Genomic DNA, 26,354 nt, shown 5'->3' with positions numbered 1-26,354 from the left:
TGCGGGCCCCCGGAGGAGCCGTCCCCCGTTTGCCCGAACGGACACCCGCGGCTACCGTGGACGCCGGTCCTCGAGACCCCGATGAATCGGTCCGCGCTCGTGCGGCGTCCTCCCCGACGCGCCGCGAGCGTACGGTCAACGGGTGCGCGAGGCGGCCCCGTGGCCGCCTCCCGGACGAACCGGAATCGCCTCCGCGCCCCCTCCGCTCACCCGCGGCGGGATGCCCGCGGAGGCTGGAGAGACGGCGTCCCACGCACCCGACCCGGCACCACGAGATGAGAGTGCAGGGATGCGTCCCTGCGCGCCGACGGAGTGCACGTGCAGCAGAATCAGCAGGACATCAGCGAGCCCGGGAACGGAGCCGCGACCGCCACCCTGGAGCGGGCGACCGCCACCCCCGAGCGCGAGGGCCCGGCCCTCGAGGCGAGGAACCTCTTCAAGGTCTTCGGCCGCCGACCCGACGAGGTCGTGCGGCGGCTGCGCGAGGGCGCCGACCGCGCCGACCTCGCGGGCCAGGGCACCGCCGCCGTGATCGACTCCTCCTTCGAGGTGCGCCGCGGCGAGATCTTCGTCGTGATGGGGCTGTCCGGCTCCGGCAAGTCGACGCTCATCCGCATGCTCAACGGCCTGCAGGAGCCGACCGCGGGGGAGGTGCTGATCGACGGCGCCTCGATCACCGGCGTCTCCGAGAAGGAGCTGCGCCGGGTCCGCCGCTCCTCGATCTCGATGGTCTTCCAGCACTTCGCGCTGCTGCCGCACCGCACGGTGCTCGACAACGTCGCCTACCCGCTCGAGATCCAGGGCGTGCCGGCGGCCGAGCGCCGCGAGCGCGCGCTCCTCGCGGTCGAGCGGGCCGGCCTGGCCGGCTGGCACGAGAAGCTGCCCGATGAGCTCTTCGGCGGCATGCGCCAGCGGGTCGGACTCGCCCGGGCGCTCGCCGCCGACACCGACATCGTGCTGATGGACGAGGCGTTCTCGGCGCTCGATCCGCTCATCCGCCGCGAGATGCAGGAGCAGCTGATCGAGCTGCAGCACGAGCTGGGCAAGACCATCGTCTTCATCACCCACGACCTCAACGAGGCCATGCTCCTCGGCGACCGGATCGCGGTGATGCGCGACGGCCGCATCGTGCAGATCGGCACCCCGGAGGAGATCCTCACCGACCCGGCGAACGACTACGTCGCCCAGTTCGTACAGGACGTCGACCGCGCCCGCGTGCTCACCGCCTCGGCCGTGATGGAGCCGGTGCGCTCCGTCGTGACGCTCGCCGCCGGTCCGCGCGCCGCGCTGCGCACCATGCGCGACCAGCAGACCGCGGCGGCGTTCGTCGTGGGCGCCGGGCGCCGTCTCCTCGGCACCGTCCGCGACCGCGACGTGATCGAGCAGGTCCGCGCGGGCACCACCGACCTCTCGCGCGTCGTCACCGAGGCCGTCGTCAGCGTCGGTCCCGACACCGCGCTCAGCGAGATCATCGAGCCGGCCGTCGAGTCGGCGCTGCCGGTGGCCGTGGTCGACGAGGCGGGGCGGCTCCTCGGAGCGATCCCGCGCGTGACGCTGCTCGCCGCGCTCGGCAACGTCGGCACCGCCACCGGTGAGCTCGCGCTGGTCGAGCCGCCCGCCACCCTCCCGACCGAGCTGGTCACCGCCACCCTGCACGCGACCGGCGGCCCCGTCGACGACGCCGTGCTCGCGAGCGAGGGGGGCGTGCGATGAACCCGGACCTCCGCCTCCCGCTCGGCGCGGCCGCCGAGACCGTCGTCGACGTGCTGACGCAGACCTTCCAGCCGGTGTTCGACCTGATCCGCACGGTCTTCGGCGCCGCCTACACCGGCGTCGACTTCGTGTTGGCGACCCCGCCGTTCTGGGTCGTCATCGCCCTGATCGCGGTGCTGGCCTACGCGGCGCGCGGCTGGGTCTTCGGACTCGGCTCCGCCGCCGGACTCCTGCTGATCGCGAGCGTCGACCAGTGGGGCAACGCGATGGACTCGCTCGCCCTGGTGCTCGTCGCCTCCGCAATGGCGATCGCGCTGAGCGTGCCGCTCGGGATCCTCGCGGCCCGCAACCGAACGGCCTCAGCGATCCTGCGCCCGGTCCTCGACTTCATGCAGACCATGCCGGCGTTCGTGTACCTGATCCCGGCGCTGATCCTCTTCCGCGTCGGCGTCGTCCCCGGCATCGTCGCGACGATCGTCTTCGCGATGGCGCCCGGCGTGCGGCTGACCGAGCTGGGCATCCGCGGCGTGGACTCCGAGCTGGTCGAGGCGGGCGAGTCGTTCGGCTCGTCGAAGTGGCGCATCCTCCGGCAGATCCAGCTGCCGCTCGCGCTGCCGTCGATCCTGGCCGGCCTCAACCAGGTCATCATGCTGTCGCTCTCGATGGTCGTCATCGCGGGCATGGTCGGCGCGGGCGGTCTCGGCGGCGACGTCGTGGCCAGCATCGGGCGGATCGACGTGGCGCTCGGCTTCGAGGCCGGCATCGCGGTGGTGATCCTGGCGATCATCCTCGACCGGATGACGAGCGCCCTCGGCGCGCCGTCGCCGGCCCGCGTCGCCCGGGCGAGCAGCCGCAGGGCCGTCGTCGCGACCCGCACGGCGATCGCCGCGGTGTCGGTCGGCGTCGTCGCCTCGCTCGGCGCCTCCGCGGTCGCCGGACCGGCGACCACCGCGTCCGTCGACAACGGCGACCGCACCGACGTCACCCTCGCCGTCTTCCAGGGCTGGGACGAGGGCATCGCCGCGTCGCGGCTCTGGGGCGCGGTGCTCGAGGAGGAGGGCTACGACGTGACACTGCAGAGCATCGACGTGGCGCCCGGCTTCTCGGGACTCGCCAGCGGCGACTACGACCTGGCGCTCGACACCTGGCTGCCGATCACCCACGGCGACTACCTCGACGAGTACGGCGACCGCATCGTCGACCTCGGCGCCTGGAACGAGGACGCGAAGCTCACCATCGCGGTGAACGAGGACGCGCCGATCGACACTCTCGAGGAGCTCGCGGCGAACCCCGAGGTCGTCGGCAACCGCCTGGTCGGCATCGAGCCCGGCTCGGGGCTGAACGGGATCACGACCGACGCGGTCATCCCCGGCTACGGCCTCGAGGGGATGGAGTACCTCACCTCGTCCACGCCGGCGATGCTGCAGGAGCTGTCCAGCGCGACGGCGGCCGGCGAGAACATCGCCGTGACGCTGTGGCGGCCGCACTGGGCCTACGACGCGTTCCCGGTGAAGGACCTCGAGGACCCGAAGGGGCTGCTCGGCGAGGCGGAGGGCATCCACGCGTTCGGCTCCGCCTCGTTCGACGGCGACTTCCCGACGCTGAGCAGCTGGCTGCGCGACTTCCGGATGGACTCGGACACGCTGTACTCGCTCGAGAACGCCCTGTTCAACGAGGGTGCCGACGACCCGGACGCGGCGCTCGAGGCCTGGGTGGACGAGAACCGGGAGTACGTGGACGGGCTGACGAGCTGACGACGGATCTCGATACGGGCGCTGCGCGCCCTACTCGATCAGCATGGAGCGGACCACTGCGCGGGCTGCGCCTGCCGCATGAGGGGGCGGACGCCCGACGGGCGGCAGCCCTTCCCATGCTGGTCGAGTAGCGCGCCGCGCGTATCGACACCCACGTTCTGCAGAGGGGTGGATCTCGATACGCCCGCTGCGCGGGCTACTCGATCAGCATGGGTCTTGCATGCTGGTCGAGTAGCCCCGCAGGGGCGTATCGAGACCCGACGTCATCAGCAGGGCGGGTCTGCAGACTCGTTCTTCTGGGGCTGGTGGATCTCGATACGCCCGCTCCGCGGGCTACTCGATCAGCATGAACGGCCCGCTCCGCGGGCTACTCGATCAGCATGGCGGACGCCCGTCGGGCGGCAGCCTCCTCATGCTGGTCGAGTAGCGCGGAGCGCGTATCGAGACCCGCCCTCTGCACGCGGGTCAGGCGCGGGCCGCCGCGTACTGCTCGCGGATGACCGGGCGGTGGTCCGGCGTCGGCTCGGCGAGGGAGGCGACCTCCCAGGTCGGGCGCGCGCCGGTCAGCGCCCAGGCGGCCTGCACCGCGGCGCCGTCGGCGACGTACTCGCCGGGCGTCGGCACGACGACCGGCACGTCGAAGACCTGCGAGGCCGCCAGCTGCACCGCGCCGTTCTGCGCCGCCCCACCGATGAGCAGGATGCGCCGGGCCTCGACGCCCTGCGCGCGCACGGCGTCCAGGCCGTCGGCGAGACCGCAGAGCATGCCCTCGATCGCCGCGCGCGCCAGGTTCGGCCGCGTGGTCGACGCGATCGTCATCCCGTGCAGGCTCGCCGTCGCGTCGGGCAGGTTCGGCGTCCGCTCGCCCTCGAAGTAGGGGACGAGCACGAGACCGCCGGAGCCCGGCTCCGCCTCGAGCGCGAGCGCCGAGAAGGCGTCGAAGTCGCTCCCCAGCAGCCCGGCCGTCGAGGCCAGCACCCGGGCCGCGTTCAGCGTCGCGACCAGCGGCAGGAACCGTCCGCTCGCGTCCGCGAATCCGGCGACCGTGCCGGAAGCGTCGCGCACCGGATCGTCCGTCACCGCGAAGACGGTCCCGCTCGTGCCGATGCTCACCACGACGTCGCCGGGACCCGCGCCGAGGCCGAGCGCCGCACCCGCGTTGTCGCCCGCGCCGGGACCGACGACGAGACCGCTCTCGGTCGTGCCCGCCTGCTCCGACGGGCCGAGCACGCGGGGGAGGAGCGCCCGGTGCCCGAGCGCGCGCTCGAGCAGGTCGAGGTCGTAGCCTTCGGCGCCCCAGTAGGACGTGCCGGAGGCGTCGGAGCGGTCGGTCGTCAGCGCGTCCAGCTGCGGCCCGCGCGCGGAGTCGGAGTCGGGGCCGTAGCCGAGCAGGCGCCAGGTCAGCCAGTCGTGCGGGAGCGCCACGGCCGCGACGCGTGCCGCATTCTCGGGCTCGGCGTCGCGCAGCCAGCGCAGCTTGGTGGCGGTGAAGGAGGCGACCGGGACGCTGCCAGTGCGCTGCGCCCACGCCTCCGCGCCGAGCTCCTCGATCAGCTCGCGGGCCGCGCCGGCGCTGCGGGTGTCGTTCCAGAGCAGCGCGGGCCGGACGACCCGCCCCTCCGCGTCGAGCACGACCATGCCGTGCTGCTGCCCGCCGACCGAGATCGCCGCGACGTCGTCGAGTCCGCCCGCGTCCGCGAGCGCGACCTGCAGCGCCTCCCACCAGGCGGCCGGATCGACCTCGGTCCCGTCCGGGTGCGAGGCGCGCCCGGTGCGGACCACGGCTCCCGTGTCGAGGTCGCGGACGACCACCTTGCAGCTCTGGGTGGACGAGTCGATCCCTGCGACGAGCGTCATCGCCGTCTCCGTTCGGTGTGGGGGGAGGCGCGGCCTCCGCTGAAGTCGGGGTGCGGAGGAGTCGCCTCCGCGGAGTGGAGCGGGCGGAGGTCACTCCTCCGCCCGAAGACACGAGAACGGACGAGACCCCCTGCCGAGGCAGAGGATCCCGTCCGTCTCAGGACGTCCCGCGGCGAACCGCGGGAGCGGCCGGGGTGGGTCAGCCGCGCGCGCCGAGCAGGTGCTCGGTGGCGAGCTGCTGCAGGCGGACGAAGCCGAAGCCCTTGCCGCCCAGGTACGCATCGGTGTCGAACGACTCGTAGGACGCGGTGTCCGCGAGCAGGTCGTCGTACGACTCGCCCTCGTTCAGCGTCGGGGTCGACAGCTCGCCGACCTTCGACGCCGCGAGCGCCTCCTGGACCTCGGGGTCGGCGCGGAAGGCCGCGGCGCGCTCCTTGAGCAGCAGGTAGGTGCGCATGTTGGCCGCGGCCGAGTCCCAGACGCCGGTCTCGTCCTCGGTGCGCGAGGGCTTGTAGTCGAAGTGGCGCGGGCCGTCGTAGGCCGGGACGCCGCCGGGGCCGCCGTTCTCGAGCAGGTCGACGAGCGAGAACGCGTTGTGCAGGTCGCCGTGACCGAAGACGAGGTCCTGGTCGTACTTGATGCCGCGCTGGCCGTTGAGGTCGATGTGGAAGAGCTTGCCGTGGTAAAGCGCCTGGGCGATGCCGGCCGTGAAGTTCAGGCCCGCCATCTGCTCGTGGCCGACCTCGGGGTTCACGCCGACGAGCTCGGGGCGCTCGAGCGAGTCGATGAAGGCGATCGCGTGGCCGAGGGTCGGCAGCAGGATGTCGCCGCGGGGCTCGTTGGGCTTGGGCTCGATCGCGAAGCGGATGTCGTAGCCCTTGTCGGTGACGTAGTCGCCGAGCAGGTTGACGGCCTCGCGGTAGCGCTCGAGGGCCGCGCGGATGTCCTTCGCGGAGTCGTACTCGGCGCCCTCGCGGCCGCCCCACATCACGAAGGTCTGCGCGCCGAGCTCGGCGGCGAGGTCGATGTTGCGGAGGACCTTGCGCAGCGCGAAGCGGCGCACGTCGCGGTCGTTCGAGGTGAAGCCGCCGTCCTTGAAGACCGGGGCGCTGAAGAGGTTGGTGGTCACCATCGGCACGATCAGGCCGGTCGACTCGAGCGCGCCCTTGAGGCGGTCGATCTCGGTCTGGCGCTCGGCGTCGGTCGAGCCGAACGCGAAGAGGTCGTCGTCGTGGAAGGTGAGGCCGTAGGCGCCGAGCTCGCTCAGCTTCTCGACCGCGTGCACGGTGTCGAGGGGCTTCCGGGTCGGGCCGCCGAACGGGTCCGTCCCGTTGTAGCCGATGGTCCAGAGGCCGAACGAGAACTTGTCGGCGCGGGTGGGGGTCAGGGACATTGATCCGAATCCTTTCCGGCGACGTCGCCGAATTGTTGTTGTGCCCAACATATCGATCGGGGGCGCGCGGCGCAACGCACGACGCGCGACGTCGCGACACTGCGCTCATCCGTCGACGCGACGTCTCGCGTCGATATGTGGCGTCGCCCGACGAATTCCTTGCGGAAGCGTTTCGACTGTGCGTACAGTGCTCAGCAGCAACCCGGTCGAAGCGTTTCGAAGCACTGCTCTCCTGAGCAGGGCGGAGCGGCCGGGCACCGACGACGAGGTCTGGCAGGAGGAACGATGGCGAGCATCCACGACGTCGCCCGCGTGGCCGGAGTCTCGATCAGCACCGTCTCCTACGCCCTCTCCGGCAAGCGATCGATCGCCGCCTCCACCCGCCAGCGGGTCGACGAGGCCGTCCGGCAGCTGGGCTACCGGCCGCACGCCGGAGCCCGCATGCTCGCCGGCGCGCGGACCCACATCCTCGCCCTCTCGGCGCCGATGCGCGGCGAGCTGCACCTGCCCACCCACATGCGCTTCGTCACCGAGGTGCTCGAGCGGGCCCGCGAGTCCGACTACGACGTCCTCCTCCTCGTGACGGACGAGGCGTCCAGCGGCATCGCCCGTGTCTCCTCCTCCTCGCTGGTCGACGGCGTCGTCCTGATGGGCGTCGACGACGAGGACGACCGCGCGGCCCTCATCCGCGCGGCCGGCGTCCCGGCGACCTTCATCGGCGTCCCGGCCGACGCGCACGAGCTCGCCTGCGTCGACCTCGACTTCGCCGAGGCGGCCCGCCGGAGCGTCCGCCTGCTCGCCGAGCAGGGTCACCGCTCGATCGGCCTGGTCGAGCACCCGCAGTCGTACACCGACCGCAACGCCGGCTTCGTCCGCCGCTTCGACGACGCCTTCGAGGCGGAGTGCGCGGCCCTCGGCCTCGCCCTCAGCGTCGAGCGCCCGCACATCGGCCGCGCGAGCGCGTCGGCGGCGGTCGACGCGCTGCTCGCCGCAGGCGTCTCCGCCCTCGTGCTGCACTGCAACGAGCCGGTGGCGGAGGCGGCGATCGAGCGACTCGTCGAGCGCGGCCTCTCGATCCCCGGCGACCTCTCGGTCCTCGCGGCCTGCGCGAGCTACGACGGCGCAGCGCTCCCCGTGCCGGTCAGCAGCATCCCCCTCCCGTTCGACGCGATGTGCCGTGCGGCCGTCGCCCGGACCCTCCAGCAGATCGACTCCGGTCGCAGCACCGGTGTCGACCTCCTCCCGCCCCACTACGTCGACCGCGGCTCCGTCGCGCTCGCCCCGACCGGCGCCTCGGTGCCGGTCGCTCCCTGAACCCTTCCCGACCTCTTCGCCTCCGCCCTCTCCGCGCCGATCGTCGAAACGCTTCGATACCCGGCACGCGCCCAGAGAGCGCTCTTCGACTCGCACGACTCACCACACACAGCCCACGTCCACAGCCCCGCGGCACCGTTTGAAGGAGAACTCCCGCTATGTCGCTTCGTCCCCGCACCGCCTTCCACCGCCCTTCCGCCGCCACCGTCGGCTCCCTGAGCCGCCGCGGCCTGATCGCCGGCGGTGTCGGCATCGGCGCGATGTTCGCGCTGGCCGCCTGCTCCGGAGGCGGCTCCGACGCCGGCTCCGACGCCCTCGCCACCGATGTCGACGGTGCCGGCCGCACCCTCACCATGTGGGACTTCGAGACCCCCGACAGCGACCGCGGCATCGCCTGGCTCGCCGCCCGCGACATCTTCACCAAGGAGACCGGCGCCGAGATCGCCTACGAGTTCAAGGCCTTCGAGCAGCTGCGCACCGGTGCCAGCCAGATCTTCAACTCCAACTCCGCGCCCGACGTCGTCGAGTACAACAAGGGCAACGCGACCAGCGGTCTGCTCTCCAGCCAGGGCCTGCTCACGAACCTCGACGAGGCCGTCGAGTTCTACGGCTGGGACAAGCTGATCCCCGGCGCTCTGCAGACCACGGCCAAGTACGACGACAAGGGCATCATGGGCTCCGGCTCCTGGTACGGCATCCCCAACTACGGCGAGTTCACCTTCGTCTACTACAACAAGGACGTCTTCGCGGCGAACGGCATCGAGGTCCCGACGACCTACGAGGAGTTCACCGCCGTGCTCGACGCCTTCGTCGCCAAGGGGATCACCCCGCTCGCCGAGGCCGGCGCGGAGTACCCGCTGCAGCAGCTCTTCTACCAGCTCGCGCTGCTGAAGGCCGACCGCCAGTGGATCACCGACTACCAGACCTACACCGGCGAGGTCGACTTCGAGGACGCGGCCTGGAGCTACGCGGCCGACCAGCTGAAGACCTACGTCGACAAGGGCTACTTCTCCGCCGACGCCTCCGGGCTCAAGGCCGAGGACGCGGGCACAGCCTTCATCTCCGGCGAGTACCCGATCTTCTTCTCGGGCTCGTGGTGGTTCGGCCGCTTCAAGACCGAGATCACCGGCTTCGAGTGGGACACCTTCCTCTTCCCGGGCGCCGAGTTCACGATGGGCTCCGCGGGCAACCACTGGGTCATCCCCGAGACGGCGAAGAACAAGGACCTCGCCTTCAAGTGGATCGACATCACGATGCGCCCCGAGATCCAGAACCTCATCGGCAACAACGGCGGCATCCCGCTGGTCGTCGACGAGACCGCGATCACGGACGAGAAGAGCAAGGTGCTGCTGTCGCAGTGGAAGACGGTCGTCGACCAGGACCAGCTCTCCTTCTACCCCGACTGGCCCACCGCCACCTTCTACGACGACCTCGTCGCCGCCTCGCAGGAGCTCATCAACGGCTCGACGGACCCCAGCGGCATGCTCACCGAGCTGCAGGGCAAGTACGACGACGGCGTCGCCGACATCAAGTAACCACTGACGGGGCGGGTCTCGATACGCCCCTGCGGGGCTACTCGACCAGCAAGAAATGGCCCGCCTCCTCTTCATGCTGATCGAGTAGCCCGCGCAGCGGGCGTATCGAGATCCACCTTCCGCCCGCAGTCCTGGCGACAGCGGTCTCGATACGCCCCTGCGGGGCTACTCGACCAGCAAGAAGAGGGCCCGCCTTCTTCCCTTGCTGATCGAGTAGCCCGCGCAGCGGGCGTATCGAGATCCACCTTCCCCAGCTCTTCCGCCTTCTTTCCTTGCTGATCGAGTAGCCCGCGCAGCGGGCGTATCGAGATCCACCTTCCGCCCGCAGTCCTGGCGACAGCGGTCTCGATACGCCCCTGCGGGGCTACTCGACCAGCAAGCCCTCCCGCCCCCCATAGCCCACACGTTCAAGGAGTACCCATGACGACGACCGTTCCGCGTCGCGCGGAGAGCGCGCCGCCGCCTCCCACGGCGGAGAAGCCGCCCCGCGAGAAGCGCTCCGGCGGATACTGGCTCTACCTGATCCCGGGCTTCGTGCTCTTCGTGTTCATCGTGCTGATCCCGCTGATCTGGAACATCTACATCAGCTTCACGTCCTGGCGCGGCATCAAGCCGCCGATCTTCATCGGCCTCGACAACTGGATCGAGCTGATGGGCGACGACCAGTTCTGGACGTCGTTCCTCAACTCCGTCTACATGATCATCGCGATGGTGATCGTCCCGACGATCCTCGGACTCCTCCTCGCCGCGATCCTCTTCGATCTCGTCGGCAAGAAGTTCGGCGGCCGGATCGCCTCCTTCCTCCGCGCGACCTACTACCTCCCGCAGATCCTGCCGACGGTCATCGCCGCGATCGTGATCGGCTGGATCCTCCGCCCGGACAACGGCGCGCTCAACTCGATCCTCGAGGCGGTCGGCCTCGGCTCGCTCGCGCACGACTGGCTCGGCAAGCCCGACACCGCGATGCTCTCGATCATGGTCGTGATGATCTGGGTGCAGCTCGGCTACCCGGTCGTCATCTTCATGGCGGCGCTGCAGCGCGTGGACCCCGAGCTCTACGAGGCCGCCGAGCTCGACGGCGCGAACTGGTTCCAGCGCTTCCGCTGGATCACCATCTCGATCATCCGCCCCGAGGTCTTCGTCGTCACCCTCACCTGCACCATCGCCGCCCTGAAGGTCTTCGGCCCGATCTACGCGCTGACCCGCGGCGGTCCCGGCGACTCCACCATCGTGCCGAGCTACTACTCCTACACCGAGTTCTTCCAGAAGCAGCAGGTGGGCTACGGCGCCACCATCGCGACCGCGCTGACCATCGTCATCGTGATCCTGGCCGTCCTCTTCATCCGCGCCCAGGAGCGCGTCGAGCGCAGCGAAGGAGCCCGCTGATGTCGGCCATCGAAGCCCTGCCGTTCACCCAGGCCGGCACGGACGACACCGATCTGACCACTCCGAAGAAGGCGCCCAAGGCCTCGAAGGGCGCGACCAAGCGCACCCTCGGCGACTGGGCGATCCTGATCGTGGCCGTCGTGATCGGACTCGTCATCATCAGCCCGGTGCTGCTGATCCTGCTCAACTCGTTCAAGACCCCGGCCGAGTAATCCATGGGCGGTCCGCTCGCCTTCCCGACCGGCCTCTCCTTCGACGGCCTCTCGACCTTCTGGGAGCGGGTGAACTTCCCGGAGAAGCTCGGCAACTCGATCCTGATCTCGGGCTCGGTCGCGATCCTCGCGGTCGCCCTCTCGGTGCTCAACGCCTATGCCATCGGCATCGGCCGGGTGAAGGGCCGCAGCTGGATCATCATCCTGTTCCTGCTGGCGAACATGCTGCCGCAGGAGGCCCTGCTCTACCCGCTGTACTACATGTTCAAGGCGGTCGGGATCTACGACAGCCAGCTCTCGGTGATCATCATCTTCACCGTGATCCAGTCGGCGTTCGGCACCTATCTGCTCTCGAGCGTCTACGGCACCTTCCCGAAGGAGATCCTCGAGGCCGCCGCGCTCGACGGCGCCTCGAAGTGGCAGGTGCTCACCCGGGTGATCGTGCCGATCTCGCGGCCGACGCTCTCGGTGCTGATGATCTTCTTCTTCATCTGGACCTGGAACGAGTTCCTCATCCCGCTGGTCTTCCTGGTGAGCGACGCGACGCAGACCGTCCCGATCGCCATCTCCAGCCTCCAGGGCGACAAGATCATGGACGTCACGACGACCAGCGCGAGCGCCCTGCTGGGCCTGCTGCCGACGCTGATCTTCTTCCTGATCTTCCAGCGCACCCTGACCCGCGGCATCACCGCCGGCGCGGTCAAGTAGCCCCTTCTCACCGCGGCGCGCCCGAGCAGGAATCGAAGCGCTTCGACCCCGCCCCGGCATCGGCCTCCCCATCAGAAAGGCACCACCCCATGAAGTTCACCGACGGGTTCTGGCAGACGAGGGCCGGATTCACGCCCCTCTTCGCTCAGGAGGCGTACGACATCCGCTCCCATGGCGCCTCGCTCGAGGTGATCGCGCCGACCAAGGTGATCCAGGGTCGCGGCGACGTGCTGAACCGGCCGACGCTGACCGTCACCGTGTCCTCGCCCGCCGAGGGCGTCGCGAAGGTCCGGATCGAGCACTGGCGCGGCACCGCGACCCGCCGCGGCTTCGACCTGGTCGACGACGCGGTCGGCGAGGCGAGCCTCACGGAAACGGGCGGCGTGCTGCGCACCGGCGACCTCGAGGTCCGCGTCGCGCAGGGAGCGCCCTGGTCGCTCGAGTTCTGGGACACCGCGACGAACACCCGCCTCACCGGCTCCGGCCACAAGGCCGAGGGCTACCTCACCGGCCCCGACGGCGAGGCGTACCTGCACGAGCAGCTCGACCTCGGCGTCGGCGAGCTCGTCTACGGCCTCGGCGAGCGCTTCGGCCCGTTCGTGAAGAACGGCCAGACCGTCGACGTCTGGAACGCCGACGGCGGCACCTCCTCCGAGCAGGCCTACAAGAACGTCCCCTTCTACCTCTCCAGCCGCGGCTACGGTGTCCTCGTCAACGACCCCGGCCTGGTCTCGTTCGAGATCGGCTCCGAGACCGTCGAGCGCGTGCAGTTCTCCGTCGGCGGCGAGGCGCTGGAGTACCTGGTGATCCAGGGCCCGACCAAGAAGGACGTGCTGCGCCGCTACACCGGGCTGGCCGGCCGCCCCGCCATCGTCCCGGCCTGGAGCTACGGACTCTGGCTCACCACGAGCTTCACCACCAGCTACGACGAGGAGACGGTCAACTCCTTCATCGACGGCTTCGCCGAGCGCGAGCTGCCGCTGTCGGCCTTCCACTTCGACTGCTTCTGGATGCGCGAGTTCCAGTGGACCGACCTCGAGTGGGACCCGCGCACCTTCCCCGACCCGGAGGGGATCCTCGCCCGCCTGCACGAGCGGGGCCTGCACACCTGCGTCTGGATCAACCCCTACATCGCGCAGGCCTCCGCACTGTTCGAGGAGGGCCGCGAGAAGGGCTACCTGCTGCGCACCACCGCGGGCGATGTCTGGCAGTGGGACCTGTGGGTGGCCGGCATGGCGCTGATCGACTTCACGAACCCGGAGGCGACCCGCTGGTTCCAGGACAAGCTGCGGGTCCTCGTCCGCCAGGGCGTCGACTCCTTCAAGACCGACTTCGGCGAGCGCATCCCGTCCGAGGGCGTCGCCTGGTCCGACGGCTCCGACCCCGAGGGCATGCACAACTGGTACACCCAGCTCTACAACCGCGCGGTGTTCGAGGTGCTGGAGGAGGAGCTCGGCGCGGGCCGCGCGGCGCTCTTCGCCCGCAGCGCCACCGTAGGCGGCCAGGCGCTGCCGGTGCACTGGGGCGGCGACAACACGTCCTCCTACGTCTCGATGGCCGAGACCCTGCGCGGCGGGCTCTCGCTCGCGCTCGGCGGCTTCGGCTTCTGGGCGCACGACATCGGCGGCTTCGAGGGCACGCCGGACCCGGGGGTCTTCAAGCGCTGGCTCGCCTTCGGCCTGCTCTCCTCGCATTCGCGGCTGCACGGCTCGTCATCGGTGCGGGTGCCGTGGGCGTTCGACGAGGAGGCGGTCGACGTCACCCGGCTCTTCACCCGCCTGAAGCTCTCGCTGATGCCTTACCTGTACGGCGCGGGGGCGGAGGCGGCCCGCACCGGCACCCCGGTGATGCGGCCGATGACGCTGGAGTTCGAGGACGACCGCAACGCGGCGCACCTCGACACGCAGTACATGCTCGGGCACGACCTGCTCGTCGCGCCGGTGTTCACCCCCGACGGCTCGGTCGAGTTCTACCTGCCGCGCGGGCGCTGGACCAGCTGGTGGACGGGCGAGAGCACCGACTCGGCGGGGGAGTGGCGCCGCGAGGTGCACGGCTTCGACTCGCTGCCGCTCTACGTCCGCGAGGGCGCGGTGATCCCGGTCGGTGCGCGCGGCGACACAGCCGAGTACGACTACGTCGAAGGGCTCGAGCTGCGGGTGTTCCCCGGCGCGGACGGCGAGACGGTCGTCCGGGTGCCGGCGCACGACTCCGGCGCGGAGACCGTGTTCACGGTGACCCGCTCGGGCGGCGACGTGGGCGTCGACGCGCCGGCCGGCAGCTGGACCTGGACCCGCGCGGGGTCCTGACCGGCGAGGTCCGCGCACAACATCAGCTGAGAGAGGGGTCCCTCCGCTGTGGAGGGAGGGACCCCCTTCTCAGCTGATGTTGTGCGGCCGGAAGCGCCCGCACCCGCGGATAGGCTGGCCCCGGAGAGCAGAGGAGACCGCGGAATGGCCGAGAACGCGACGCGCGGCAACAACCTCGACCGGGTCCGCCGGCACAATCTGTCCGCGATCCTCCGGCTCGTGCACCGCGTCGGCCCGCGCTCCCGCTCGCAGCTGACCCGCCTCACCGGACTCAACCGCTCGACCATCGCCGCCCTCGTCGGCGAGCTGGTCGAGCTGGGCGTCGTGCGCGAGCTGCAGCCCGAGACCCTCAACCAGGTGGGCCGGCCGAGCCCGATCGTCGAGGCCGATCCGCGCGTCGTCGCGATCGCGGTGAACCCGGAGATCGACGCCGTCACCGTCGCGGTCGTCGGCCTGGACGCCGAGGTGCGCCGCCGCATCCGCCGCACCGCCGCCGTGCCGAGCGCCGAGGCCGCGGCGGCACTCGCGGCCGGCGCGATCGCCGAGCTCCTCGCCGACCTGCCCGCCGACGCCCGCACGGTCGGCATCGGCGTCGCCGTCCCCGGCCTCGTCCGCGACGCCGACGGCCTGGTCCGGGTCGGCCCGCACCTCGGCTGGACCGACGAGCCGTTCTCCCGGATGCTCGCCGAGGCGACCGGCCTGCCGGTGCTCTCCGCCAACGACGCCAACCTCGGCGCGCTCGCCGAGAGCGTCCTCGGCGCCGGGCGCGACGTCTCGCACCTCGTCTACCTCAACGGCGGTGCGAGCGGCGTCGGCGCCGGCGTGATCGTCGGCGGCACCCCGCTGCACGGGATCGACGGCTACGCGGGCGAGATCGGCCACACTCTCGTCAACAGCGCCGGCGTCGACTGCCACTGCGGCGCGGTCGGCTGCCTCGAGACCGAGGTCGGCCGCGCCGAGCTGCTGCGGGTGCTCGGACTCGACGAGAGCGCCGACGTGAGCGAGCGGCTCGAGGAGGCGCTCGCCGCCTCCGGCGACCCCGCGGTGCGCGCCGAGGTGGAGCGGCAGCTCGGGCACCTCGCCGTGGCGCTGCGCAACGTGGTCAACATCTTCAACCCGCAGCTGGTGGTGCTCGGCGGCTTCCTCGGCGCGCTCGTCGGCGTAGCGCCCGGCTTCCTCGAGGAGCGTCTGGGCAGCGGCGGCCCGTTCCGGGTGGCGCTCGACTCCGTCCGCATCGCCCGCACCGAGCTCGGCGCCGATCTGCTGATGCTCGGTGCGGCCGAGCTGGCCTTCGAGCGCCTGCTCGCCGATCCGCTCACCGCCGAGCTGCACCCGGCCGGCGGCGCGCGGCCGGCGGCCTGAGCGCCGCTCCGAGCATCCCGCAGGCGCACTCCGGTCCACGGGCTCGGCTCAGACTCTTGCGCGACCCCCGGTCGAATTGATTCGATAGTCAGGGAATGAATCCCGTCTCCCGCCGCTTGGCGGTAGAGGCGGTGCCCTTCCGCACGCCCCTCTCCCTCCTCCGCTCTGCGCTCCGCAGGAAGGCTCCGTGACCTCTCTCGCCCCGACCCCCACCGGCTCGATCCCCGTGCACCGGCACGCCGGCGACGCCCTGACCAACGGTCAGCGCCTCGTCTACGTGATCGTCCTCGGCGCGCTCACCGCGCTCGGCCCGTTCACGATCGACCTCTACCTCCCCGCCTTCCCTGCGCTGCAGGGCGAGCTGAACGTGTCGGAGGCGGCGGTGCAGCTGACCCTCACCGGCACCACGCTCGGCTTCGCGCTCGGGCAGCTGGTCGTCGGCCCGTGGAGCGACGTGGTCGGCCGGCGGCTGCCGATCCTGCTCGCGACCTCGCTGCACGTGCTGGCCTGCGTGGGCGCGGCGTTCGCGCCCGAGATCGTGTCGCTCGGCGTCTTCCGCTTCCTGATGGGAGCCGGCGCCGCCGCGGGCGGTGTCGTCGCGATGGCGATGGTCCGCGACCTGTTCGGCGGGCGTCCGCTGGTCAAGATGCTGTCGCGCCTCGCGTTGGTCTCCGGGCTCGCGCCCGTGCTCGCCCCGGTGATCGGCTCGCAGCTGCTGCTGGTGATGGACTGGCGCGGCATCTTCGTCTTCCTGGCCGCCTACGGCCTGCTGGTGATGCTGGCGGTCGCGCTGCTGATCGTCGAGACGCGCCCCCGGGTGGCGCGCGCCGACCGCGATTCCCGCTCGCTCGTGCAGCGCTACCGCGCGGTGCTCTCCGACCGCGTCTTCGTCGGCGTCGCGATCATCGGCGGCATGACCTTCGGCGGTCTGTTCACCTACCTCTCCAGCTCGTCGTTCCTCTTCCAGGGGCTCTACGGACTGGACGCGCAGCAGTACGGCCTGCTCTTCGCGATCAACTCGCTCGGCGTGGTGTCGGGCGTCCAGGCGTCCTCGTTCCTCAGCCGCCGCGGGGTCGGTCCGCAGTGGATCCTCGCGATCACCACGGTCGCGCTCTTCGTCACCGCCGGCCTGATCGCCCTGTTCGACGTGCTCGGCTTCGGCATCTGGGGCACCCTCGTGCCGCTCTGGTTCTTCATCGCGGCCTGCGGCTTCAGCTTCCCCTGCGTGCAGGTGCTCGGCCTGGTCAACCACGGCCGAGAGGCGGGCACCGCGGCGTCGCTGCTCGGCGCCGTGAACTTCGGCACCGCCGGCATCCTCTCGCCGCTCTCGGGCCTCTTCGGTGTCGAGTCGGCCGTGCCGATGGCCCTCGTGATGATGGCCACAGCGGCCGTCTCGATCCTGGCGCTCTGGCTCGTCGTCCGCCCCCGGACGGTCCCGGCCCTGCAGGACTGAGCCGCCGAGCCGGACCTCCGGCTCGCGGAACCGCCCCGGCTCGCCGGATCCTCGGATTCGGGCGTGCCGGAGCGCGTCCCGCGTGCTGAAGGTGCCACCGCATGACCTCCGGCTCGCTGAATCCGCTCTGGCTCGCGGAAACGCGCCGATCCGACGTGCCGGACACGATTCCGCGAGCCGGACCCCACCGCGCCCGCCCGCAACCCCCAGCGCGTGAACGCCCCGTGGCGGCATCATGTCCGGATGGATCCTCGCCCCGACCCCCTGTCGACCGAGCGCGGCGTCGCGCAGCCCGATGCCGTGCAGCGCGAGCGGATCCACCAGCACGCCCCCTCCGACGACGTCGTCTCGAAGGTGCTCACGACGGAGGCCGCCCACCACGTCTCGCGCCGCTGGCCGCTGATCTCCGCCTCGATCGCCCTGATCGTGACGATCGTCCTGGCCGTGATCATCGCCTTCCGCCCCACCAGCGCGTTCTCGTTCGACGTCGAGTGGATGGACGAGATCGTCGAGCACCGCTCGAGCGTCTGGGACGTCCCGGCGCTCATCATGAACACCGTCGGCGCCGGCATCGTCGGCACGGCGATCATCCCGGTCGCGATCATCATCGTGCTGCTCGTCTTCCGCCGGCGCTGGGCCGCCCTCTACTACGCGATCGCCGCCCTCGTCAGCGTCGGCGCCACCCAGCTCGTGAAGGAGCTGGTCGGCCGCGCCCGCCCCGAGGACATGCTGGTCACCAGCGACTACGGCTCCTTCCCCTCCGGGCACACCGCGAACGCCTCGACCACGGCGATGGTGCTTGCCCTGGTCTTCCCGCTGCTCTGGGTCTGGATCGCCGGCTTCCTGTACAGCGTCGCGATGATGGCCAGCCGCACCTACCTCGGCGCGCACTGGCTCACCGACACCATCGGCGGCCTACTCCTCGGCCTCGCCGTCGCCCTGATCGTCTGGGCTCCGCTCGCCGGCCGCCTCCGCACCGAGTCCGAGCTCCCGCACCCGCCCATCTGGGTCCGGCGCACGCGCTGATCCCCACTGCGAGATGCCACTTATGAGCGCGACACGCCGCGAAAGCCGCTCACAAGTGGCATCTCGCGGAGGGGGTCAGAACGCGCGCAGGCCGTCCAGCTCGTTGAAGGTGTAGACGTGCAGGCCCGCGAGGCGGTCGCCCGCGGCGGCCTCCAGGCGCGCGACGAACGCGGACGGGTCGAAGCGGCGGCCGCGCAGCAGCCCGCCCGCCACCGAGGAGCTCCGCTTCAGGAAGCCGAGTGACGACCCCACGCCGATCCGCGCGCCGAGCGACAGCAGCCGCGCCCGCTCGACCGGCCCCGGGACCCCGGCCCACAGCTCCGCCTCGATCCCGTCCGCGCGCAGCCCGTCGGCGTAGCGGACCACCGCGTCGACGTCGAAGCACATCTGCGTGACGATCCCGCGGATGTAGGGCGCCCGCTCGCGCAGGTGCTTCGCGATGCTCTCCTCCGAGAGGTGCGGGTGCCCCTCCGGATACCCGGCGATGTCGACGGCCAGCTCGGGCCGCAGCTCGCGCGCGTCGCGGATCAGCTCGAGCGACGTCGAGTAGCTGCCGGAGGCGCTCCTGGCATCGCCCGAGATCACGAACGCCTCGTCGATCCCCGCGTCCCCCATCCGCCCGAGCGCCCGCTCCAGCGCATCGCGCCCTTCGACGTTCCGCGCTGCGAGGTGCGGCACGACCCGGAAGCCCCGGCCGGCCAGCTCCACCGCGGCGTCGATCGTCCGCTCCGTCCCGTGCTTCGGCAGGCTCGTGACGGTCAGCGTCACCGCGGCCGGATCCGGGAAGGCCCGCTCGGCCTCCTCGCCGATGCCGTCCGACGGGATGATCTCGAAGCGCGCGCTGGTCACCCGCCCAGCCTCGCACGCGCCGGTGTCGGAGGGTCGCCCTACCCTGGAGGCGGTCGTCGCCCGGCGGCCCCGGAGGGAGTCGCATGTATCTCGAGGACGGCCGCATCGTCACGAGCCCGACCGATCTCTCCTCCTGGTCGTCCTGCGAGTGGGCGGTGCTCCGCCGGCTCGACGCGACGCTCGGCCGAGCGCCCCGCGTCGTCGTCGAGGAGGACGCGATGCTCCAGCGCACCGCCGTCCTCGGCGACGAGCACGAGGTCGCCTTCCTCGCCGAGCTGAAGCGCACGCACGAGGTCCTCGAGTTCGCCCGCCCCGACCGCGCGGACTACGCGCGGGCCGCCGACGAGGCCGTCGAGGCGATGCGCGCGGGCGTCGACGTGCTCTACCAAGCCACCTTCTACGACGGCACCTTCATCGGCTTCTCCGACTTCCTCCTCCGCACCGAGGACGGCGCCTACGAGGTCTACGACACCAAGCTCGCCCGGCACGCGAAGATCCCCGCGCTGCTGCAGCTCGCCGCGTACGCCGAGCAGATGGCGGCGCGGGGGATCCGCGTGGGCGAGAAGGTCCACCTCGTCCTCGGCGACGGCACGACCACCAGCCACGACCTCGCGATGATCGCCCCCGTGCAGCGGGTGCAGCGCGCCCGCCTGCGCGCCGTCCTCGAGGAGCACCTCGCCGCGACCGAGCCCGTCGCCTGGGGCGACCCGCGCGTCACCGCCTGCGGCCGCTGCGGCCTCTGCGCCCCGGAGGTGCAGGCGCACCGCGACCCGATCCTCGTCGCCGGGATGCGGCTCGACCAGCGCGCGAAGCTCGCCGCCGCCGGCATCACCACCCTCGACGCGCTCGCGGTCAGCGAGGGGCCGGTCCCCGGGATGAGCGCCGGGGCCGCCGAGACGCTGCGCTCCCAGGCCCGCCTGCAGCTCGCCACCGAGGCCTCCGCCGACCACGTCCCCGTCGTCGAGGTCGTCGACGCCTCCGTGTTGACCGCCCTGCCCGCCTCCGACCCGGGCGACCTCTTCTTCGACTTCGAGGGCGACCCGCTGCACGCGGAGGACGGCCAGTGGGGCCTCGACTACCTCTTCGGCATGGTCGACGAGGACGAGGCCTTCACCGCGTTCTGGGCGCACGACCTCGCGGCCGAGCGCCGCGCCCTCGTCGACTTCCTCGCCCTGCTCCGCGAGCGGCGGGCGCGCTTCCCGCGGATGCACGTGTACCACTACGCCTCCTACGAGCGCAGCCACCTGCTCTCGCTCGCACAGCGGCACGGCACGGGGGAGGAGGAGATCGACGCGCTCCTGCGCGACGGCGTCCTCGTCGACCTCTACCCGGTCGTCCGCCGCGCGCTGCGCGTCGGGTCGCGCAGCTACTCGATCAAGAAGCTCGAGCCGCTCTACATGGGCGAGGAGGCGCGCGACACCGAGGGAGTGACGAACGCGGCCGACAGCATCACCGAGTACGTCGAGGCGCGGGCGCTGCTGCAGCGGGCCGACCGGGACCCGGCGACGGCGGAGGCGGATCCCGCGAAGGCCGAGGCCGACCGCCGCGAGGGCGAGCGCCGTCTCGCCGAGATCGGCGAGTACAACGCCTACGACTGCCGCAGCACCCTGCGCCTGCGCGACTGGCTGCGCTCGCTCGTCCCCGCCCGCGAGGAGGAGCCGCTCCCGCTCGTCGACGTCGACCTGCCCGTCCCGCGCGAGCCGGACCCGGTCGCCGTCGCCCTCCTCGCCGAGGTCGAGGGCGTCGAGCCGCGCGACCGCACCCCCGACCAGACCGCCCTCGCCCTCGCCGGTGCGGCGATCGACTACCACCGCCGCGAGGCGAAGACCTTCTGGCAGGAGCACTTCGACCGCCTGCGCCAGCCGCTCGACGACTGGGCCGACGCCCGCGACGTGGTCGTCGTCGAGCGGGTCGAGGTCGTCCGCGACTGGTCGACGCCGGCCAGGGCGCGCACCCTCTCCCGCGAGCTGCGGATCCTCGGCCGCCTCGCTCCGGGCAGCCGGCTGAGCATCGGCGCCAAGCCGTTCCTCGTCTACGACACGCCGGCGCCGCCCGGAGCGCCGTCGCCCGGTCCGGGGATGCGCGGAGCCTCCGACCGCGCCGAGATCCTCGCCGCGTCCGACGACGGCGAGCAGATCGTGCTGCTGCTCAAGGAGGGCCTGCGGGCGGGGGAGGACCCGCACGACGACGTCCCGATCGCCCTCGCGCCCGCGCCGCCGCCCCGGGCCGCCCCGCAGCCCGAGGCGATCGCGGAGTGGGGCGGCCAGGTGCTCGACGCCCTGCCCGCCCTGCTCGCCGACCCCGCGCTCGACGTGCTCCGGCGAGTTCCGCCGGCCGTCGTGGCGCCGGTGCAGGGCGACGACGTCATCACCGCGGTCGTCGAGACCCTGCTCGGCCTCGAGCGCGCGACGCTCGCCGTCCAGGGCCCGCCCGGCACCGGCAAGACCTACGTCGGCTCGCACGTCGTCGCGCGGCTCGTGAAGGAGCACGGCTGGCGGATCGGCGTCGTCGGGCAGTCGCACTCCGTCGTCGAGAACGTGCTGACCGCGGTCGTCGCGAAGGGGGTCGACCGCGCCCGGGTCGCGAAGGTGCCCAAGGCCGGCAGCTCCGCGGAGGCGCTCGCCGCCGTCGCCTGGACGCCGGTGAAGAACGGCGCGGCCCTCGCCGCGCTCGCCGAGGGCGGCGGCTGCGTCGTCGGCGGCACCGCCTGGACCTTCGCCAACGCGGGCAGCGTCCCGCGCCGCTCGCTCGACCTGCTGGTGATCGACGAGGCAGGGCAGTTCTCGCTCGCGCCCACCATCGCCTCCGCGATCGCCGCCGAGCGCGTGCTCCTCCTCGGCGACCCGCAGCAGCTCCCGCAGGTCAGCCAGGGCTCGCACCCGGAGCCGGTCGACGAGTCGGCGCTCGGCTGGCTCGCCGCCGGCCACGACGTCCTGCCGCCCGCCTTCGGCTACTTCCTCGCGCAGACCTACCGGATGCACCCCGCGCTCGCCGCCGCCGTCTCCGAGCTCTCCTACGAGGGCGCCCTCTCCTCCCGCGCCCCGGAGCAGCGCCGGCTCGACGGCGTCGCGCCCGGGCTGCACGCGGTGCCGGTCGTGCACGCCGGCGACACCACCTTGTCGCCGGACGAGGCGCGCCGCGTCGTCGAGATCGCCCTGAGCATGGTCGGCCGCGCCTGGACCGACGAGCACGGCGAGCGCGCCCTCACCGCCGCGGACGTCATCGTCGTCGCCCCCTACAACGCGCAGGGCGCCCTGCTCCGCGAGGCCCTCGACGCGGCCGGGCTCGAGGAGACGCTGGTCGGCACCGTCGACCTCTTCCAGGGCAGGGAGGCGGTCGTCGCGATCGTCTCGCTCGCCGCGTCCTCCGGCGCCGACGTCCCGCGCGGGCTCGAGTTCCTGCTGCTGCCCAACCGGCTGAACGTCGCGATCTCGCGGGCGAAGTGGGCCGCGTTCCTCGTGCACTCGCCTGCGCTCGCCGCGTCGCCGCCCACCTCGATGGCGGCGCTCGAGCGGCTCTCGCGCTTCATCCGCCTCCTCGAGATCGCGGAGGAGACGGAGCAGGAGTGACGGATTCCGTCGTGCAGATCCGCTCCGCCTCCCGATTACCGCGGTCTAGACCTTGAACCACGAGTGATTCCGTCGCTACGGTGGTTGCATGAGAATCCTCCTGGTCGGCGCCGGCGGCGTCGGCGACGCCTTCGCGAAGATCGCCGCCCGCCGCACCTTCTTCGAGCAGATCATCGTCTGCGACTACGAGCTCGCCCGGGCCGAGCGCACCGTCGCCTGGATCCTCGAGCGGCACGGCGCCGACGGCGTCGAGAACCGCTTCGTGGCCGCGCGCATCGACGCCTCCGACGCCGAGAACGTCGAGACCGTCGCCCGCGCGCACGGTGCCACCCACGTGATGAACGCGGTCGAGCCGTCCTTCGTGCCGACGATCTTCGCGGGCGCCCTCGCCGCGGGCGCCGACTACCTCGACATGGCGATGAGCCTCTCCCGGCCGCACCCCGAGGAGCCGCACGCCAAGACCGGCCTCAAGCTCGGCGACGAGCAGTTCGCCGCCGTCCCGGAGTGGGAGGCCGCCGGCCGCCTCGCCCTGGTCGGGATGGGCGTCGAGCCCGGGCTCTCCGACGTCTTCGCCCGCTACGCCGCCGACCACCTCTTCGACGAGATCGACGAGCTGGGCGTCCGCGACGGCGCGAACCTCGTCGTCCGCGACGACTCCGGCGCCGAGATCTTCGCGCCCTCGTTCTCGATCTGGACGACCATCGAGGAGTGCCTGAACCCGCCGGTGATCTTCGAGAAGGACCGCGGCTGGTTCACGACGCCGCCGTTCTCCGAGCCGGAGGTGTTCGAGTTCCCCGAGGGGATCGGCCCCGTCGAGTGCGTCAACGTCGAGCACGAGGAGGTGCTGCTGATGCCGCGCTGGCTCGACGCGAAGCGGGTCACCTTCAAGTACGGCCTCGGCGCCGAGTTCATCGGCGTCCTCCGCACGCTCAACCTGCTCGGACTCGACCGCACCGAGCCGGTCCGGGTCCGCTCCGCCGACGGTCCCGTGCTGGTCTCGCCGCGCGACGTGGTCGCCGCCGGCCTGCCCGACCCGGCGAGCATCGGCCCGCGGATGACCGGCAAGACCTGCGCGGGCCTCTGGGTCTCCGGCTCCAAGGACGGCGAGCACCGCGAGGTGTACCTCTACCACGTCAGCGACAACGAGTGGACGATGGCCGAGTACGGTACGCAGTGCGTGGTCTGGCAGACCGCGCTCAACCCGGTGATCGCCCTCGAGCTGCTCGCGACCGGCGCCTGGTCGGGCTCCGGGGTGCTCGGGCCGGAGGCGTTCGACGCCGAGCCGTTCCTCGAGCTGATGGCCCGCCCGCTCGACGAGGGCGGCTACGGCCAGCCGTGGCACGTCCGCGAGGACTGAGCGGGAGCGCGGTCGGCCCGGCGGGACATGGGCCGATCCGGAGTGCGCGCGGATCCGGCCGGGGCGGGCCGGGCTCCGTCGGTGCCGCGACCCTAGGCTGAGGCCATGAGCAACGACGACGGGCTCGCCTCGGCGAGGGACGACGCACGCACGGCCCTGGAGGCCGCCCGACGACTGCAGGCCGAGGCCGCGGAGGCACTCGCCCGCGCCGAGGCGGCCGCCGCCGCCCTCGAGGCGGTGAGCGGTCCGGAGGAGGCGACCGCGGTCGTCGACGACGTGCGGCTCGTCGACGGCGGGCCGGGGGAGGGGCCCGCGCCCGCCGCTGTGCCCGCGCCTGTCGAGGCGCCCGCTCTGGCTCCCGCACTTGCCGCGGCACCTACATCCTCACCGGCACCGGCCCCCACCCCCGGCCCCCTCGCCGAGTCCGCCGTCGACGCCGTCCGCGCCGGCTACGCCTTCGCCGGCCCCGCCCTCGAGATCGGCGCGCTGGTCAACGGCGACGCCCGCGCCGACGTGCCCGTCCGCATCCCGCTCGGGATGCTCAACCGCCACGGCCTCGTCGTCGGCGCGACCGGCACCGGCAAGACCAAGACGCTCCAGGTCCTCGCCGAGCAGCTCTCCGCGCACGGCGTCCCCGTCTTCGCCGCCGACATCAAGGGCGACCTGTCCGGACTCGCGACCCCCGGCACCCCCGACGAGAAGCTGCTCGCCCGCACCCGCACCATTGGTCAGGACTGGACCCCCGAGGCGGCTCCCGCGGAGTACTTCGCGCTCGGCGGCGTCGGCACCGGCGTCCCCGTCCGCGCGACCGTCACCGGCTTCGGCGCCCTGCTGCTGGCGAAGGTCCTCGGCCTCAACCACACCCAGGAGTCGAGCCTCGGCCTGGTCTTCCACTACGCCGAGAGCGCCGGGCTGCCCCTCGTCGACCTCTCGGACCTGCGCGCCGTCCTCACCTACCTCGTCGGCGACGAGGGCAAGGCCGAGCTGGCCGAGCTCGGCGGGCTCTCGAAGGCCACCGCGGGCGTGATCCTGCGCGAGCTGATCGCCTTCGCCGACCAGGGCGCCGACGTCTTCTTCGGCGAGCCCGAGATCGACACCGCCGAGTTCCTCCGCCTCGCACCCGACGGCCGTGGCGTCGTCAGCCTGCTCGAGGTCCCCGGAGTCGCGGACAAGCCCGCGCCGTTCTCCACGTTCCTGATGTGGCTGCTCGCCGACCTCTTCAACGACCTGCCCGAGGTCGGCGACCTCGACCGGCCGAAGCTGGTCTTCTTCTTCGACGAGGCGCACCTGCTCTTCCGCGACGCCTCGAAGGACTTCCTCGCAGCGATCACGCAGACCGTCCGGCTGATCCGCTCGAAGGGCGTCGGCATCGTCTTCGTGACGCAGACCCCGAAGGACGTGCCGAGCGACGTGCTCGCCCAGCTCGGCTCGCGGATCCAGCACCAGCTGCGCGCGCACACCCCCGACGACGCGAAGGCCCTGCGCGCCACGGTCTCGACCTACCCCGAGAGCGACTACGACCTCGGCGAGGTGCTGCAGGCGCTCCCCATCGGCGAGGCGATCGTCACGGTGATGAACGAGCGCGGCGCGCCGACCCCGGTCGCCTGGACCCGGCTCCGGGCCCCGCGCGGCTCGATGGCGCCGACCCCCGAGGCCGAGCGGGAGGCGAGCGTCCAGCGCTCCCCGCTGCTCGCCCGCTACGGCACCCCGCTCGACCGCGACTCCGCCCGCGAGATCCTCACCCGCCGCCTCGACGCGGCCGCCGACGCCGAGGAGGCCCGCGCCGCCGCCGAGGAGCGGGCGGAGGAGGACGCCCGCCGCGTGAAGGAGCAGGCCGCCGAGGCCGCCCGCAGCGCCAAGGAGCAGGCCGCCGAGGACGCCCGCCGCGCCAAGGAGGACGCCCGCGCCGCGGCTCAGCGGGCCAAGGACCGCGCCGCCGCCGAGCGCCGCGCCGACGAGGCCGCCGAGCGCTCCCGCCGCCGCACCGCGCCCACCACCCGCTCCCGCTCCACCCGCCGAGACAAGACCGTCGTCGAGGAGGTCCTCGGCTCCTCGGTCGGGAAGACCTTGTTGCGCGAAGTCGTCCGAGGCATCTTCGGCACGGCCCGCCGCGGGCGCTGACGGCGCCGCGGGCGCTGACGGGGCGATCTGCGGCGTTGTCGTCGGGCGCGATACCGCCGGTATCGCTTCCTCCTCCGCCTTGCAGCTCACCCCGTCAGCGCCCGCGGCGACTGCTGGCCGTGCGTATCGAGTAGGCCGCTCCGCGGAAGTCCATGCTGATCGAGCGGTCCGCGGAGCAGACTTCCATGCTGATCGAGTGGTCCGCGGAGCGGAATTCCATGCTGATCGAGTAGCCCGCGGAGCGGGCGTATCGAGATCCACCGTGCCCAGCCGGGCAGGTCTCGATACGTCGCCCTCCGGCCGGCTACTCGACCAGCAAGGAGCGCTGGTCGCGCACTCGCCTCTGCTGATCGAGTAGCCCGCGGAGCGGGCGTATCGAGATCCACCGTGGCCGGCTGGGCGGGTCTCGATACGTCGCCCTGCGGGCGCCTACTCGACC

The 26,354-nt window shown here is 72.1% G+C and carries 17 protein-coding genes; 14 read left to right on the top strand and 3 right to left on the bottom strand.

Going from position 1 to position 26,354, the window contains the following annotated elements; translation table 11 throughout:
- Nucleotides 1–375 precede the first annotated feature (375 nt).
- Both HQQ86_RS09595 and HQQ86_RS09590 read left to right on the top strand, forming a co-directional pair.
- Entirely contained in the window at nt 376–1,713 is a 1,338-nt protein-coding gene (locus tag HQQ86_RS09595; RefSeq protein ID WP_216845456.1) for a glycine betaine/L-proline ABC transporter ATP-binding protein, read from the top strand.
- A complete protein-coding gene (locus HQQ86_RS09590; RefSeq protein WP_173287891.1) occupies nt 1,710–3,467 on the top strand; it encodes an ABC transporter permease/substrate binding protein in 1,758 nt (585 codons plus the stop codon). Before HQQ86_RS09595 ends, HQQ86_RS09590 begins: the two co-directional genes overlap by 4 nt.
- A 465-nt stretch (nt 3,468–3,932) precedes the next feature.
- Here HQQ86_RS09590 and xylB read toward each other — a convergent pair whose 3' ends face one another.
- On the bottom strand, nt 3,933–5,324 hold the full coding sequence (gene xylB / locus HQQ86_RS09585) for a xylulokinase (RefSeq protein WP_173287890.1): 1,392 nt from the start codon (nt 5,322–5,324) through the stop codon (nt 3,933–3,935).
- A 199-nt stretch (nt 5,325–5,523) separates the two neighbouring features.
- The gene (xylA, locus tag HQQ86_RS09580; protein ID WP_123447721.1) at nt 5,524–6,717 is read right to left on the bottom strand and encodes a xylose isomerase; all 1,194 of its coding nucleotides are present in this window, start codon (nt 6,715–6,717) and stop codon (nt 5,524–5,526) included.
- Nucleotides 6,718–7,002: 285 nt separating this feature from the next.
- Here xylA and HQQ86_RS09575 point away from each other — a divergent pair, with 285 nt between their 5' ends.
- The 9 genes from HQQ86_RS09575 (at nt 7,003) to HQQ86_RS09540 (ending at nt 18,019) form a co-directional block, all read left to right on the top strand.
- Nucleotides 7,003–8,031 carry a LacI family DNA-binding transcriptional regulator gene (locus HQQ86_RS09575; protein WP_173287889.1) on the top strand — a complete coding sequence of 343 codons (1,029 nt, stop codon included), beginning with the start codon at nt 7,003–7,005 and terminating at the stop codon, nt 8,029–8,031.
- 158 nt (nt 8,032–8,189) lie between these two features.
- Nucleotides 8,190–9,566, top strand: a complete 1,377-nt coding sequence (locus HQQ86_RS09570; RefSeq protein ID WP_254071985.1) for an ABC transporter substrate-binding protein — start codon at nt 8,190–8,192, stop codon at nt 9,564–9,566.
- A gap of 420 nt (nt 9,567–9,986) precedes the next feature.
- Nucleotides 9,987–10,952 (top strand): carbohydrate ABC transporter permease, encoded by a 966-nt coding sequence (locus HQQ86_RS09565; protein ID WP_123447720.1) that lies wholly within the window; start codon nt 9,987–9,989, stop codon nt 10,950–10,952.
- Nucleotides 10,952–11,164: a hypothetical protein gene (locus tag HQQ86_RS22020; RefSeq protein WP_367948608.1), complete on the top strand. Its 213-nt coding sequence runs from the start codon at nt 10,952–10,954 to the stop codon at nt 11,162–11,164. Before HQQ86_RS09565 ends, HQQ86_RS22020 begins: the two co-directional genes overlap by 1 nt.
- A gap of 3 nt (nt 11,165–11,167) precedes the next feature.
- Nucleotides 11,168–11,872 carry a carbohydrate ABC transporter permease gene (locus HQQ86_RS09560; RefSeq protein ID WP_367948607.1) on the top strand — a complete coding sequence of 235 codons (705 nt, stop codon included), beginning with the start codon at nt 11,168–11,170 and terminating at the stop codon, nt 11,870–11,872.
- 89 nt (nt 11,873–11,961) lie between these two features.
- Nucleotides 11,962–14,178, top strand: a complete 2,217-nt coding sequence (gene yicI / locus HQQ86_RS09555; protein WP_173287888.1) for an alpha-xylosidase — start codon at nt 11,962–11,964, stop codon at nt 14,176–14,178.
- A 144-nt stretch (nt 14,179–14,322) separates the two neighbouring features.
- The gene (locus HQQ86_RS09550; RefSeq protein ID WP_173287887.1) at nt 14,323–15,540 is read left to right on the top strand and encodes an ROK family protein; all 1,218 of its coding nucleotides are present in this window, start codon (nt 14,323–14,325) and stop codon (nt 15,538–15,540) included.
- A 220-nt stretch (nt 15,541–15,760) separates the two neighbouring features.
- Nucleotides 15,761–16,993 (top strand): multidrug effflux MFS transporter, encoded by a 1,233-nt coding sequence (locus tag HQQ86_RS09545; protein ID WP_173288749.1) that lies wholly within the window; start codon nt 15,761–15,763, stop codon nt 16,991–16,993.
- A gap of 243 nt (nt 16,994–17,236) precedes the next feature.
- Nucleotides 17,237–18,019 (top strand): phosphatase PAP2 family protein, encoded by a 783-nt coding sequence (locus HQQ86_RS09540; RefSeq protein ID WP_173287886.1) that lies wholly within the window; start codon nt 17,237–17,239, stop codon nt 18,017–18,019.
- Nucleotides 18,020–18,094: 75 nt separating this feature from the next.
- Here HQQ86_RS09540 and HQQ86_RS09535 read toward each other — a convergent pair whose 3' ends face one another.
- Nucleotides 18,095–18,868, bottom strand: coding sequence for a methylenetetrahydrofolate reductase (locus tag HQQ86_RS09535; RefSeq protein WP_173287885.1), 774 nt, complete (start codon nt 18,866–18,868; stop codon nt 18,095–18,097).
- A gap of 83 nt (nt 18,869–18,951) precedes the next feature.
- Here HQQ86_RS09535 and HQQ86_RS09530 point away from each other — a divergent pair, with 83 nt between their 5' ends.
- From HQQ86_RS09530 to HQQ86_RS09520, 3 genes are all read left to right on the top strand, one after another.
- A complete protein-coding gene (locus HQQ86_RS09530; protein ID WP_173287884.1) occupies nt 18,952–22,437 on the top strand; it encodes a bifunctional RecB family nuclease/DEAD/DEAH box helicase in 3,486 nt (1,161 codons plus the stop codon).
- A gap of 88 nt (nt 22,438–22,525) precedes the next feature.
- On the top strand, nt 22,526–23,794 hold the full coding sequence (locus HQQ86_RS09525; RefSeq protein WP_173287883.1) for a saccharopine dehydrogenase family protein: 1,269 nt from the start codon (nt 22,526–22,528) through the stop codon (nt 23,792–23,794).
- A 105-nt stretch (nt 23,795–23,899) separates the two neighbouring features.
- A complete protein-coding gene (locus HQQ86_RS09520) occupies nt 23,900–25,915 on the top strand; it encodes a helicase HerA-like domain-containing protein (RefSeq protein WP_173287882.1) in 2,016 nt (671 codons plus the stop codon).
- The last annotated feature ends 439 nt before the right edge of the window (nt 25,916–26,354 follow it).

The sequence above is a fragment of the Rathayibacter sp. VKM Ac-2857 genome (assembly GCF_013205025.1).
Classification (GTDB): Bacteria; Actinomycetota; Actinomycetes; order Actinomycetales; family Microbacteriaceae; genus Rathayibacter.
The sequence above is the reverse complement of the archived record's forward strand: the minus strand, read 5'-3'. Positions and strand labels throughout refer to the sequence as shown.